Source organism: Cupriavidus basilensis (assembly GCF_008801925.2).
Lineage (GTDB): Bacteria > Pseudomonadota > Gammaproteobacteria > Burkholderiales > Burkholderiaceae > Cupriavidus > Cupriavidus basilensis.
Window position 1 is genome coordinate 3,638,570 of sequence record NZ_CP062803.1, and the last position, 12,928, is coordinate 3,651,497.

The following is a 12,928-nucleotide window of genomic DNA, read 5'->3' on the forward strand; positions in this document are numbered from 1 at the left end:
CGGTGCCACCGCGCCCACGACGAAAACGGGACGCTTGCAACTTCGTGGCCGGTCACCCCGCGAGCGACAGACGGCTTGACATTCGTGGTGGTGGCTACCGGTGGGGGCCACCACGAAACCCTGGGCACTAGCAAGGTCGTGGTGGTCTAAACTGGTAACGGCACGAGTCCATCAGCACCCGGGGCCGTACGACGAAACCATTGGGGTCCCCAATGACGCCACGCCAGCCTCCTGCAAGGATCGCTTTCTCTTGGTTACTTCTCTTTACGAGTAAAGAGAAGTGACATCTCACACGTTCTAAATCGGCCAACACCGCACAGCCGCGACAGCAGCTAGAAGCAGTAAAACCCCGCCCCCAAGAGACACCCCCCGCGTCAGCGGGGCTACAAACCTCGCACGTCAGCAGCTTACTCAACACGCCCCCAAACCCGCATGCCACCCGCCAAGGGCAACACCAAGAATTACCGCACTCTCCTTGCCCTACCCCCGAACAAACTCAAGCAAATCCTGATTGATCAATTCAGGATGGGTAGTACACATGCCATGCGGCAACCCCTTATAAACCTTCAGCGTGCCCTGCTTCACCAGCTCCGCCGACAACAACGCCGAATCCGCAATCGGCACGATCTGGTCATCGTCCCCATGCAGGATCAGCACCGGCACATCGATCTTCTTGAGGTCTTCCGTAAAGTCCGTTTCCGAGAACGCCTTGATGCAATCGTAGTGCGCCTTGATCCCGCCCATCATGCCCTGGCGCCACCAGTTCGCCATGATGCCTTCAGATGGCTTGACCCCCTCGCGGTTGTAGCCGTAGAACGGAAATGGCACGTCCTTGTAGAACTGTGCCCGGTTGGCAGCCAGCTGCCTGCGAAAGCCGTCGAACACCTCCATCGGCAGGCCGCCCGGGTTGGTGGCGCTCTTGACCATGATCGGCGGCACCGCGCCGATCAGCACCGCCTTGGCTACGCGGCCGGCGCCGTGCTGCGCGACGTAGCGTGCCACCTCGCCGCCGCCGGTGGAGTGGCCGATGTGCACGGCGTTTTTCAGGTTCAGATGGGCGGCCAGCGCGGCGACATCCGCGGCGTAGGTGTCCATCTCGTTGCCGGTGTCGGTCTGCGTGGAGCGCCCGTGGCCGCGGCGGTCGTGTGCGATCACCCGGAAGCCCTTGGAGAGGAAGAAGAGCATCTGCGCGTCCCAGTCGTCCGCGCTGAGCGGCCAGCCGTGATGGAACACGATGGGCTGGCCCGTGCCCCAGTCCTTGTAGAAGATGTGCGTGCCGTCCTTGGTCGTGATCTCACTCATGGAATGACCTCCTTGTGGGTTGCTACGGGACTTGCCGGATTACTGCATCGCCTGGAAGAAAGACAGCGTCCGCGCGTTGGCGGCCTTGGCCACGTCGGCGTTGTAGTGCACGCCAGCGTTGCGCGCGAAGGCGTGCATGCAGCCGGGGTATGTGTGGATTTCCACCTTGGGGCGCTCGCGCAGGGCTTCGATGATGGTTGCGCGCGCCTGCGGTGGCACGAACTCGTCGTCTTCGGCGATGTGCATCAACAGCGGCGCTGACAGCTTGCTGGCTTCGGCCAGATGCTGGTCGATGCCAACGCCGTAGTAAGACACCGCGGCATCCGCGTTGGTGCGCACCGCGGTCAGGAACGCCAGCAGGCCGCCAAGGCAATAGCCGACCGTGCCTACGCCGCCGCGCACGCCCGGGGCCTTGCGTGCGGCCTGAATGGTGGCATCGAGGTCTGCCACGCCTTTGTCCACGTCGAACGCGGTGTAGAGCGCCAGCGCCTTTTTCCATTCGGCCTCGGTCTTGTCGGTCAGCTCCACATTGGGTTCTTGCCGCCAGTACAGATCGGGGCAGATGGCAACGAAGCCCTGGCTGGCAAAGTCGTCACACGTCTGCCGCATGTCCGCGTTGATGCCAAAGATCTCCTGGATCACGACGATGGCGGTGCCGCGCGCGTTGGCGGATGGCGTGGCCAGATAGGCGGCAAAGCTGCCGTCGGCCACGTCGATGGTGATGCGCTTGCCCATGGAAAGTCTCCCTTGCATTGGTGTGCCGGACGTACCAACGTACAGTTATAGGCGAAATCGTTGGAGACGACAGACCAAGTTGCGTGCGCCGGGCGACACCGGCTGCCAGCACGCGAAGTTTGCCGGCGCGGTGGTACGCCACGAAGGTGGTGGTAGCATCCATGCCGGCGGATATCTGGTTGCCCATCATGTCCGTGAATTGCCTGGTGCCCAAATGACGGCAAGCAAGAAAATGAACCGTGAGATCACCGACGCAGCCACGCTGCGGGACGCGCTATCAGCGTTGGGGGCCGATGACATCGATCACCACGGCCGCCCCCTGTCTGTGCATCTGATCGGAACCTATGCGCTTCTTGGCGCCTGGGGCAATCCCGACTTCGTTGCACTAGCCGGAGCGTTCCATAGCATCTACGGCACGGAAGAGTTCGCAGCCAAGGCACAGCCGCTTTCGCGCCGCGGGACGATTGCCGGCCTGATAGGGACCGAGGCGGAGAAACTTGCCTACGCCTTCTGCATCGCCGACCGCAGAGCGCTATACAACGTGCCGATCGAGGGCCCCTTTCACATGGTGACGCCAGCGCATGGGCAGCGGGTTGCCATCAGCAGAGGCACCTATGCGGCGCTGTTGGAAATCGAGGTGGCCAATATTGTCGAGCAAGCTGCAAACCAGAAGGGCGTGCCTCAAGCCGTGGTTCAATTCTGGCTGCGCGCATTTGAGTCACGGCGGCTGTTTCTTTCGCGTGGCGCCGTCGCGGCCTATCGGGTGGCACTAGCTGATTACGAGGCTCGTGGGGCGTAGAAAAACCCGCATCAGCCATGGACGTCCCCCGGCACCAATGCACTCCATCGACAAGCCTGCCATGCCAGAGACCCTGAAAATCCGGAAAGCAACCAAGGCAGATGCCCCGGCGCTTTGCTCGGCCGAGCGGACAACGGCCGCCACCCCCGGCCTGCTTGTATCGCAGCCCTATGAGTTCTACGAATCCACATTCGCGCAAAAGATCGAAGTCCTCTCGACAAAAGGCGTCTATCTCGTAGCCGAGGTCAACGGCGAGCCGGTGGGCCACGCACTGCTTGAGCCGTTGGGACTGGAGTCCATTGCGCACGTGTTCACGCTGACGATCGTCGTCTATCCCGGGCACCTTGGCCTAGGGATCGGAACCGCGCTGATGACAGCGTTGCTGGAATGGGCGGATCGCACGCCGGCCGTCGAGAAGATCGAACTGCGGGTGCGTGCATCCAACAACCGGGCTCGCGTTCTCTATGCGCGTTTTGGCTTTGTTCAGGAAGGACGTTTCGAGAAGCGGATACGCCTGCCCGACGGGTCATATCTGGACGATATCTCCATGGCCAGGTTTCCTCAGCCTGGATAAAGTCCGGCCCGGCTGCCCCCCAAAAGCGAAGCCGGATGCACGCAGCTCCAGCCACCTCGCCCGGCACCAGAAGTCGCGTGCGAGCGACTCGACCTGCACCGCCTGCACTTCGCGACACCATCCGGCGTTTCGTCGCACTGACCCGCACACCGAGCTGGCGTCAGCCGAACATGAGCACCATCGCGTTTCCCCTGACAAGACTGGACGCTCCCATGCTCACCGAAATCCTCCACCACACGCCCCGATGGGTCTGGATCCTCCTCGCGGGCCTGGTCGCGCTCGGCCTCTCGCAAACCGTCCCCAGGCGGATGACGCCAGCACGCGCCACGGCGGTGCCCGTGGCCATGGCGGTGGTCTCGCTGGGCGGCGTCATCTCGGCCTTTTCAGCGCAGCCGCTCGCGCTGCTTGGATGGGGAGTTGGCGTTGCTGTCGCGCTGGCGCTGGCCCATGCCATCGGCGCCTGGAGCGGCATTCGCTGGCTGGAGGCCGATCGCCGCCTGCTGGTGCCCGCAAGCTGGGTGCCGCTGGCGTTGATCCTGTGCCTGTTCATCACCCGCTACGGCGTGAGCGTGGCCATGGCGGTAAATCCCGGTTTGCTGTGGCACGGCGGCGTGGCGATGCCGATCGGCTTTATCTATGGCGCCGTTAGCGGTATCTTCCTCTCACGTAGCCTGGTGACCTGGAGGCTGACCCGGCAGGCAATGCCCAACAGCGTGCCGGGCTGATCACTCAGGCCGCTACTGAAACCAGCCACTGAAGCCAGCAACCGCTGCCCCGAACCACGTCCAGGCGTACAGCCATGAATGCACTCGATCAGTTTCAGCTGTTTATCGCTGCTCCGTTGGTACTGGCATTCGCCTTGATCGAGGCCATCGTCTTGTCGCGCCGCCAGCGCATCGAGAGCGCGAATCCGTTGCGCATCGAGTTCACGCAGTGGGTGCATCTGTTGCGCGACCTGGCCGGGGCGCGCAGCTTGCGCGCGTTCCTTGGGTACTTGTTCATGCCGCCGGGCTGGACACCGCATGGCGAGGGCAGTACCACGGCGAAACCGCGCGCGCGGCGCCCGCAGGCTGAGATGCCGCAAGGCGCTGCCGGTGGCTGACATCCGGCCACGGCGCATCATGCGCTATCCCGCCAGGGAACTGGCCTGGCTGTTTCGCGAACTGCGGATTGGCGTGCCCGTGGCGTTCGGCTCCGCCGCCTTCTTCTCCGTCGTATTCCGCGAACCGTTTGGCATGAACCTGGCCTATGCCCTGTGCATCACGATGATGATTCAGGCGCTGGTGAAGCTGGGCCGCTATGGCCTCACGCGCCGGCTGCCCGATGCCTCGCCGGGCGCTCCCACCACGCCGCGGCGCTGGCCGGACTGGAAATGGATGTTTCCGTGGATCGTCGTATCTGGCGTAGCGGGCTATTTTGGCGGGCATGCGATTGCCAACATGCTCACCGGCAGCCATGGCTCGCCGTTGGATCTGATGCGCAATCCGCGCGCCCTGCTGCTGAGCATGACGGTGGCGCTGGTGCTGGCGCTCGGCATCTCTTACTTCCACTATGCGCGCGGGCGCATGGCGGCTGCGGAGGCGCGGGCGCAGGCGGCCATGCGCAGCGCCGCGGAGAACCAGCTGCGCTTGCTGGAGTCGCAGCTGGAGCCGCACATGCTGTTCAATACGCTGGGCAACCTGCGCGTGATGATCGGGCAGGACCCGCAGCGCGCGCAGGAGATGCTGAACCAGGTGATCTCGTTCTTGCGCGCCACGCTGCAGGCGTCGCGCTCCGGCTCGCATCCGCTGTCATGCGAGTTCGATCGCATCGCCGACTACCTGGCGTTGATGCAGGTGCGCATGGGTGCGCGGCTGCAGGTCGAGCTCGACCTGCCCGCCACCCTGGCCAACCTGCCTGTGCCGCCGCTGCTGCTGCAACCACTGGTTGAGAACGCCATCAAGCACGGGCTGGAGCCCATCGTCGCGGGCGGCTGGATCAAGGTGACGGCCCGCCGCGAAGGCGGCACGCTGGTGCTCGCCGTGCGCGACACCGGCGTGGGCTTGAGCGACCTGCCGCCCGGCTCGGATTGCTTTGGCACATCGCAGGTGCACGAACGGCTCGCCCAGCTCTATGGCAAAGCCGCGAGCTTCCAGCTGCTGGGTGCCGACGATGGCGACGGCGGCACGCTGGCCATCGTGCGCCTTCCGCTATCCTGATTGAATGCCGCCCACCCTGCCCGATATCGCCTCCATGCAAACGACTGCCCTGATCGCCGAAGATGAAGCGCTGCTGGCCGCGGACCTCCAGGCTGAGCTGGCCCGCTTGTGGCCGGCGCTGAGCATCGTCGCAACCGTAGGCGACGGCGAGGCCGCTGTGGCGCAGGCGCTCGCGCTGCAGCCCGATCTGCTGTTCCTGGATATCCGCATGCCGGGCATGAGCGGGCTGGAGGCGGCGCAGACCCTGGCCGAGGACTGGCCCGACTCAGCCAAGCCATTCCCGCTGATCGTCTTCGTGACGGCCTACGACACATACGCCTTGCACGCATTCGAGCATGCGGCTGTCGATTACGTACTGAAACCCGTGCAGGCCGACCGCCTGGCAAAAACCTGCGCGCGCCTGCAAGCCACATTGCAACAGCGTGCGGCCCCGCAAGGCGCGCCGCCATCGCTGGACGCCGCCATGGATCAGTTGCGCGCGCTGCTTGGCGTTGGCATGCCCGCGCCGCCAGCCGCACCGGCGGCCAACCCGTTGCAGGTGATCCAGGCCAGCGCCGGCAATACCATCACGATGGTGCCGATTGACGAGGTGCTGTATTTCGAGGCCGCGGACAAGTATGTGCGGGTGGTCACCGCGCAGCGCGAGCACCTGATTCGCATGTCGCTGCGGGAGCTGCAGATGCGGATCGATCCGGCGTGCTTCTGGCAGGTCCACCGCAGCACCATCGTACGCTGCACGGCCATCGCCAGCGCGCTGCGCGATGACAGCGGCAAGCTCACCCTGACCCTGCGTGACCGGCCGGAAAAGCTGGGCGTCAGCCGGCTTTATGCGGACGCGTTCAAGGGGATGTAGGCAGCGCGTAGACGCGTGCACATTGCTCCGCCTCTATCAGCGCGATGCATGACGGTCTGTCGGCAGGCGCATGACCTGGATTTCCGGCCCCGTACGCGTTTCCCAGGAACTTGCTACATTGCTGATTCTTCCGGCAAGAGCGGCCTCACGTTGCCGCCTTGCCTATCTCATATCGCACACCGTACACCGACAGATCAAGGAGCCATCGAATGCGCACCGGCCTTCAACTTCGTTCGCAAATCAAGAGCAGCGGTGAACTCGTGCTGTCGCTAGACAGCGTCGACACGCCGCAACCCGGCCCGGATGAAGTGCTCATCCGCATCGAAGCCTCGCCCCTCAACCCGTCAGATCTTGGCCTGCTGTTCGGTGCGGCGGACATGAGCACGGCCAAGGCCAGCGGCACGGCGGAGCGCCCCGTGGTCACCGCGCGCGTCCCGCAAGGGGCCATGCGCAGCATGTCCGGCCGCATGGATGCGTCCATGCCGGTTGGCAATGAGGGCGCGGGCGTGGTCGTCGACGCAGGCTCGTCCCCCGCGGCGCAGGCGTTGCTGGGCAAGACCGTGGCTGCCATCGGCGGCGCGATGTACTCGCAGTACCGCTGCATTCCGGCGGACCAGTGCCTGGTCCTGCCCGAAGGCGCCACGCCCGCCGATGGCGCGTCGTCATTCGTCAATCCGCTCACCGCGCTGGGCATGGTGGAGACCATGCGGCGCGAAGGGCATAGCGCCCTGGTGCACACCGCCGCGGCTTCCAACCTGGGCCAGATGCTCAACCAGATCTGCCTCAAGGATGGCATCAAGCTGGTGAACATCGTGCGCAAGGAAGAGCAGGCGGACCTGCTCAAGGCACAGGGTGCGGTCTACGTGTGCAACACCGCATCGCCCACATTCATGCAGGACCTCACCGAGGCACTCGTCGCCACTGGCGCAACCATCGCGTTCGACGCCACCGGCGGCGGCAAGCTCGGCGGCCAGATCCTCACCTGCATGGAAGCGGCCTTGAACAAGACCGCACGCGAGTACAGCCGCTATGGCTCGGCCACCCACAAGCAGGTCTACCTCTACGGCGGCCTGGACACCAGCCCGACGGAGTTCAACCGCAGCTTCGGCATGGCGTGGGGCATGGGCGGCTGGCTGCTGTTCCCGTTCCTGCAGAAGATCGGGCGCGAGCGGGCCAACGAACTCAAGCAGCGCGTGGTGGCGGAACTGAAAACCACCTTTGCCAGCCATTACTCGAAGGAGATCTCGCTGGCCGAGGTGCTGGACCTGAACGTGATCGCCGTCTACAACAAGCGCGCGACGGGTGAGAAGTACCTGATCAACCCGAACAAGGGCCTGGCAGGCTAAGTCATCCCGGGGCGCCTAGCGCGCCCACCGTGTCAAGTATCAGCCGCCGCGCCGCGGCCAGCGGCGCTGGTCGGCTCCGTGGATCCTGGCAACTCGGCCACGGCGCTGTCTGGCGGCGCCAAGTACGGCTATCGCCTGCTGGTCGTCATGGCCGCGTCCAGTCTCGCCGCCATGCTCCTCTACAATGGATCACCGAGCGCGTTCAAGGCGTGGACCGGTAATGTGCCGGGCGCGCATCGGAGAATCGGGAGCGGTAGCTGGCCGCTGCCGAATTACATAACGAGAAACACAGAGGAGAGACAACCCGTGCCCCACCCGTTCGCCCGCACCGCCTTGCCGTGCGCCGCCCTTCTGCTCGCCTGCCTCAAAGCCCTCCCCGCCCACGCCGATATCCGCGTGGGCATCGACGTTTCCACCACCGGCCCCGCCGCCTCCATCGGCATCCCGTCCAAGAACACCATCATGATGTGGCCGCAGACCCTGGGCGGCCAGCGCGCGCAGTACGTGATCATGGACGATGGCTCCGACCCGGCCGCGGCCGTGCGCAATGTGCGCAAGCTGATCTCCGAGGAGAAGGTGGATGTGGTGGTGGGCCCCAACATCACGCCCACCGCCATTGCTGCGCTGGATGCCGTGGCGGAGGGCGAGACGCCGATGGTGGCGCTGGCTGCGTCGGCCGCCATCATCGAGCCGCAGTCGGACCCCAAGCGGCGCTGGGCGTTCAAGATGCCGCAAAACGATTCGCATATGGCGACGGTCCTGACCGAGTACATGAGCAACCACGGCATCAGGACGGTCGGCTTCATCGGCTTCAACGATGCCTACGGCGAGAGCTGGTGGCGCGAGTTCTCCAAGCTGGCGGACGTACGCAAGCTCAAGGTGGTGGCCAATGAGCGCTTCTCGCGCACCGATACTTCGGTCACCGGGCAGGTGCTCAAGCTGATGGCGGCCACCCCGGATGCCATCCTGATTGCCGGCGCGGGCACGCCGTCGGTATTGCCGCAGAAAACCCTGGCCGAGCGCGGCTACAAGGGCAAGGTATATCAGACGCACGGCATCGCCACCTGGGATTTCCTGCGGGTGGGCGGCAAGGATGTGGAAGGCACGCTGTTCCCGACCGGGCCGGTGGTGGTGGCGCGGCAGTTGCCGGACGGCCATCCGGTAAAGAAGGTGGCGCTGGATTTCGTCACGCGCTATGAGGCGAAGTACGGCGCGGACAGCATCACGCAATTCGCTGGCGATGCCTGGGGCGCGTGGATGCTGCTGGACGATGCCGCGCGCCGTGCCGGCAAGAGCGGCGCGCAGCCGGGCACGCGCGAGTTCCGCCACGCCATGCGCGATGCGCTGGAGACGACCACCAACCTGACCATTCCCAATGGCGTGATGAACCTGAGCGCGAAGGACCATCAGGGCTTTGACCAGCGCTCGCGCGTGATGGGTGTGATCCGCGACGGCAAGTTTGCCTACGCGTCAGACAAGTAAGGATTTGCAAGGATATTTGAGATGAGCAATACGACGATTGGCTTTATCGGCCTTGGTGCCATGGGCACGCCGATGGTGCGCCACCTGCTCGCCGGCGGCCACGCCGTGCGCGCCTATGTACGCCGCCCCGAGGCCGCCGACGCAGCCCGCGCGCTTGGCGCCGTGCCCTGCAGCACGCCGGCGCAAGCCGCGCGCGGCGCCTCGGTGGTGTTTACCAACGTCACGTCATCGGACGACGTGCAGGCCGTGCTGCTGGGCGAGCACGGCGTGATCGAGGGCGCGGCGCCGGGCACCATCTGCATCGACCACAGCACGATCTCGCCCATCGTCACCCGCGAGATCGCCGCCAGGCTGGCCGAGCGCGGCATCGAAGCACTGGACTGCCCGGTCTCCGGCGGCACGGTCGGCGCCGAGGCCGCCAGCCTCACCATCATGGTGGGCGGCAAGGCCGAGATGCTGGAGCGCGTGCGGCCGCTGCTCGCGCTGCTCGGCAAGACCATCACCCACATCGGCGACCATGGCGCGGGGCAAGTCGCCAAGCTGTGCAACCAGATCGCGCAGGTGGTCAATATCGAAGGCATTGCCGAAGCCATGCGCTTCGCGCAGGCGCAGCAGGTAGACAGCGGCCGCGTGCTGCAAGCCATGGCCACCGGCATGGCTGGCAGCCGCATGCTCGACATGATGGGACCGAAGATGGTCGCCCACGACTTTGCCCCCGGTATCGAAGCGCGGCTGCACGACAAGGACTTCGGCCTGGCCGCGCAGATTGCGCGCCAGCTCGGGCTGGAGCTGCCGGCCATGCAAGCCACCTCGCGCCAGCTCGGCACGCTGATGGAAAAGGGCTGGGGCAAGGACGATACATCGTCGCTACTGCGGGTGCTGGAGGGCTGAATGGCCGAGGAGTGGGCGAAGCGTGGCCAAAGAGTGGCCAAAAAGGAGGCGCTAAGCCACCCCCATCATCCGCCGCACAGCCAGCAGCAGCGGGCTGTCCTTGTCGGCGAAATCGTGCATCACGTTGAAATGGTGCCTGTCGGGCATCGGCACATGCGCCGCGCCCGGTGCCTGCGCGTTGGCAGGCCAGCCGGCGCGCAGCAGATCGGTCTGCCGGTGGTATTCGCCCGGCTCCAGCCCGCCCACAGCAGTGACCAGCGGCGCATCCGTGGCCGGCGGCAGGAAGGCCGGCGAGAGCCGGTCAACGTCGCGCGCCGATAGCTTCAGGTCGACCTGCAGGAAATCCGCCCGGCGCAGCGGCTCCAGGTCATGCAGGCCGCTGACCGAGACCACGCCCTTGACCAGGTCGGCCGGCAGATCGCTGCCTACGCGCGGCCATAGCGTGGTGAGCATCATCGCGGCCATGTGGCCGCCGACGGAATGCCCGCCCACGAAGATGCGCGCTTTGTCGTGGCCAAGCCGGCCCGACTCCCGGTACAGCCACGCCACGCTGCGCACGGCCTGCAGCACGATGGTCTGCACCGTCACCGCCGGGCACAGCGAGTAATTGATCACCGCCACCGACACGCCGCAGTGCGGCAACGCATTGGCCACCAGGCTGTGGTCGCGCTTGTCCAGCGCGCGCCAGTAGCCGCCGTGAAGGAACACCAGCAGCGGCGGCGGCCCATCGGTGGCGCCCGGCTCGGCCGGGAAGTAATCGAGCCGCTCGTCCGCCGCGTGCGGGCCAGGCTCGGCACCGGCATAGCTCAGGTCCTCCAGCCAGCCGGCGCGCTTGCGCACCTGCCGCGACAACGCCGCCCAGTGGGCCATGTGGGCGGCATTGTCGGGCACGTTGGCCCGGTTGTTGTATTCGCGTGCGTAGAAGGCGGGATCCTGCGACGGCAGCTGTGCAAGGCTGGCGAAGGAGGGCTGGGCTGACATGTGGCTCCGGGGTGGATGGGAGAAACCGGGCGGCGCCACGGCTGCAAGCATGCTAGCGCGTTCGCACAGCTTCAGATATCGACAACTTCCCGGATATCTGCCCTACCGTCCCCACCGCCCCATCGTCGTCTAACGCCATCCGCGCGCCGGCCAGGACCACCTGCCGGGTCCGGGCCCCTGGCGCTTCGCCCGTGTAAAGGCATCGCCTCGCGCTGAAAATTGGGGTGACCACAAGGGTGTCCCCACACCCATACCCCTCCCCGTACCCCTACCAATACCCCTGCCAATATTGCCGCGAAATTCAAGACTTTTCCTATTCTATTTTTTTCCCGCGGAAAATATACTGCAGTTGCGCGATCAAGAGCCGTTGCATCGCCTATGCACTGCCGGCACGCAAGAAGAGGGGAGTTCCGAACGTTGCCAGCAGATTGAGGCGACCTGCCCAGTAACGTCAACGCATTGATCTAAATCGCCACTTAAGCCGAATTCCACAGCAGAAATCGGGAGGCGAAATATTCGCGCAACTTGCACGGGATGCGAGACGAGAAGCTGTGGTTACAGCAGCGCCTGAAATCAGATTTTTTCTCGGCTAAAAATAATTTGCGCATGCTTGCTGGCTCCTGGACTAGTCACAACGGGTGATTCGCCTTGTGACGATGTCTTGGCCGAACCTTGTCTATTTGGTGGAATGATGAAGAAACTGATCCGAATTTTTGCCTTTTTTAGCATCGCAATTTTGTTGAATGCAATACCTTCAATAGCACAAGCCCAATTCCCACCTCATCAATCATGTCCTTACAAAACGCTTATGTCACCGCCGTCGACAATCGCTTTCGACCCAGGGGTCCCGGACGGAACAGTACTATGGAGTGGAAATCTTCAGACTAATTATCGGAGTTCCAACGCATCCACTGGTGGTTACGTGTGCCCCTCAAGTGCCTTTAACATACATTTCGAGGGAACAACACCCTACTTGGGCAACAATCTTTACACGACTGGCATTCCCGGTATTTCGTATCGCTTCAAGATGACTGGCCCGACAACTGGCCCGATTATTTATCCGTCGTGTTTTCTGCAGAAATATTTTCCGCACATCTGCTGGATCAATGAACTCGGGGCCGGAATGACGAACCATACGTTGTCCGTTGAACTTATAAAGACAGGCTCAATTACCGGCGGCGGTGCACTGTCAGGAGTGTTTGCACACTGGTTCGTACAGTTAGGGAGGTCCTATGCCACCTACTCCTGGGGGGGAAGCGTTGTGATACAGCCAACTATCCCCACGTGCAAGGTGTCGATGCCATCGATTGCGGTCCGTCTTCGAGACGTAAACGTAAACGTCTTTACCGGAGTCGGAAAAACGTCACCAAGCCAGCCATTTGATATCGTGCTGCAGTGCTCTGGCGGAAATACCGGCACAAGCACAGATGTCTATACGACGCTGACCGACCAGACCGATCCAAGTAACGTTTCAGATACCCTGTCCCTTACCAAGGACTCCACTGCATCCGGTGTTGGCATTCAGGTTTTAAATGGGACCACGGTGATCAAATATGGCCCGGATTCCAGCGCCGCGGGCAATAAGAATCAGTGGAAGGCAGGTTCAACTGGTAATGGCACATTCACTATACCGCTGACAGCCCGGTACATCCAGACCACGCCCTCGGTGAAAGCGGGAACTGCAAATGGTCGTGCGACTTTCACGATGAACTATCAGTAAAGAACAGATATGTGATTAAAAGTGTGAAGCCAGGGTGAACGGACCGC

General features: G+C 63.7%; 13 protein-coding genes. 10 read left to right on the plus strand and 3 right to left on the minus strand.

Annotated elements, in window-relative coordinates; genetic code table 11:
- Window positions 1-480: 480 nt before the first annotated feature.
- Window positions 481-1,302 carry an alpha/beta fold hydrolase gene (locus F7R26_RS16705; protein WP_150986054.1) on the minus strand — a complete coding sequence of 274 codons (822 nt, stop codon included), beginning with the start codon at window positions 1,300-1,302 and terminating at the stop codon, window positions 481-483.
- Between the two features lie 39 nt (window positions 1,303-1,341).
- Window positions 1,342-2,037 (minus strand): dienelactone hydrolase family protein, encoded by a 696-nt coding sequence (locus F7R26_RS16710; protein ID WP_150986053.1) that lies wholly within the window; start codon window positions 2,035-2,037, stop codon window positions 1,342-1,344.
- A 79-nt stretch (window positions 2,038-2,116) separates the two neighbouring features.
- Between F7R26_RS16710 and F7R26_RS16715 the strand changes: the two genes are divergently transcribed.
- From F7R26_RS16715 to F7R26_RS16755, 9 genes are all read left to right on the plus strand, one after another.
- A complete protein-coding gene (locus F7R26_RS16715) occupies window positions 2,117-2,836 on the plus strand; it encodes a DUF6817 domain-containing protein (protein ID WP_170301868.1) in 720 nt (239 codons plus the stop codon).
- 61 nt (window positions 2,837-2,897) lie between these two features.
- Entirely contained in the window at window positions 2,898-3,410 is a 513-nt protein-coding gene (locus F7R26_RS16720) for a GNAT family N-acetyltransferase (RefSeq protein ID WP_150986067.1), read from the plus strand.
- Between the two features lie 212 nt (window positions 3,411-3,622).
- The gene (locus F7R26_RS16725; RefSeq protein ID WP_150986051.1) at window positions 3,623-4,135 is read left to right on the plus strand and encodes a DUF6622 family protein; all 513 of its coding nucleotides are present in this window, start codon (window positions 3,623-3,625) and stop codon (window positions 4,133-4,135) included.
- Window positions 4,136-4,209: 74 nt separating this feature from the next.
- Window positions 4,210-4,512 carry a hypothetical protein gene (locus F7R26_RS16730; RefSeq protein ID WP_150986050.1) on the plus strand — a complete coding sequence of 101 codons (303 nt, stop codon included), beginning with the start codon at window positions 4,210-4,212 and terminating at the stop codon, window positions 4,510-4,512.
- Window positions 4,505-5,608 (plus strand): sensor histidine kinase, encoded by a 1,104-nt coding sequence (locus F7R26_RS16735; protein WP_241754349.1) that lies wholly within the window; start codon window positions 4,505-4,507, stop codon window positions 5,606-5,608. The genes F7R26_RS16730 and F7R26_RS16735 overlap by 8 nt, the downstream gene beginning before the upstream one ends.
- Window positions 5,609-5,642: 34 nt before the next feature.
- Window positions 5,643-6,461, plus strand: coding sequence for a LytR/AlgR family response regulator transcription factor (locus tag F7R26_RS16740; RefSeq protein ID WP_150986049.1), 819 nt, complete (start codon window positions 5,643-5,645; stop codon window positions 6,459-6,461).
- Window positions 6,462-6,670: 209 nt separating this feature from the next.
- Window positions 6,671-7,807, plus strand: a complete 1,137-nt coding sequence (locus F7R26_RS16745; protein WP_150986048.1) for a zinc-binding dehydrogenase — start codon at window positions 6,671-6,673, stop codon at window positions 7,805-7,807.
- A gap of 333 nt (window positions 7,808-8,140) precedes the next feature.
- A complete protein-coding gene (locus F7R26_RS16750) occupies window positions 8,141-9,289 on the plus strand; it encodes an ABC transporter substrate-binding protein (RefSeq protein ID WP_150986065.1) in 1,149 nt (382 codons plus the stop codon).
- Window positions 9,290-9,310: 21 nt separating this feature from the next.
- On the plus strand, window positions 9,311-10,180 hold the full coding sequence (locus tag F7R26_RS16755) for an NAD(P)-dependent oxidoreductase (protein WP_150986047.1): 870 nt from the start codon (window positions 9,311-9,313) through the stop codon (window positions 10,178-10,180).
- Window positions 10,181-10,231: 51 nt separating this feature from the next.
- Here the strand turns inward: F7R26_RS16755 and F7R26_RS16760 are convergent, their stop codons facing one another.
- On the minus strand, window positions 10,232-11,161 hold the full coding sequence (locus F7R26_RS16760) for an alpha/beta hydrolase (protein ID WP_150986046.1): 930 nt from the start codon (window positions 11,159-11,161) through the stop codon (window positions 10,232-10,234).
- Window positions 11,162-11,969: 808 nt separating this feature from the next.
- Between F7R26_RS16760 and F7R26_RS16765 the strand changes: the two genes are divergently transcribed.
- Window positions 11,970-12,881: a fimbrial protein gene (locus F7R26_RS16765; protein ID WP_416351337.1), complete on the plus strand. Its 912-nt coding sequence runs from the start codon at window positions 11,970-11,972 to the stop codon at window positions 12,879-12,881.
- Window positions 12,882-12,928 lie beyond the last annotated feature (47 nt).

What these genes read in the sequence shown, in the direction of transcription:
- F7R26_RS16745 (WP_150986048.1), top strand. Translation starts at nt 6,671, where the DNA reads ATGCGCACCGGCCTTCAACTTCGTTCGCAAATCAAGAGCAGCGGTGAA.
- F7R26_RS16730 (WP_150986050.1), top strand. Translation starts at nt 4,210, where the DNA reads ATGAATGCACTCGATCAGTTTCAGCTGTTTATCGCTGCTCCGTTGGTA.
- F7R26_RS16710 (WP_150986053.1), bottom strand. Translation starts at nt 2,037, where the DNA reads ATGGGCAAGCGCATCACCATCGACGTGGCCGACGGCAGCTTTGCCGCC.
- F7R26_RS16720 (WP_150986067.1), top strand. Translation starts at nt 2,898, where the DNA reads ATGCCAGAGACCCTGAAAATCCGGAAAGCAACCAAGGCAGATGCCCCG.
- F7R26_RS16755 (WP_150986047.1), top strand. Translation starts at nt 9,311, where the DNA reads ATGAGCAATACGACGATTGGCTTTATCGGCCTTGGTGCCATGGGCACG.
- F7R26_RS16705 (WP_150986054.1), bottom strand. Translation starts at nt 1,302, where the DNA reads ATGAGTGAGATCACGACCAAGGACGGCACGCACATCTTCTACAAGGAC.
- F7R26_RS16725 (WP_150986051.1), top strand. Translation starts at nt 3,623, where the DNA reads ATGCTCACCGAAATCCTCCACCACACGCCCCGATGGGTCTGGATCCTC.
- F7R26_RS16740 (WP_150986049.1), top strand. Translation starts at nt 5,643, where the DNA reads ATGCAAACGACTGCCCTGATCGCCGAAGATGAAGCGCTGCTGGCCGCG.
- F7R26_RS16765 (WP_416351337.1), top strand. Translation starts at nt 11,970, where the DNA reads ATGTCACCGCCGTCGACAATCGCTTTCGACCCAGGGGTCCCGGACGGA.
- F7R26_RS16760 (WP_150986046.1), bottom strand. Translation starts at nt 11,161, where the DNA reads ATGTCAGCCCAGCCCTCCTTCGCCAGCCTTGCACAGCTGCCGTCGCAG.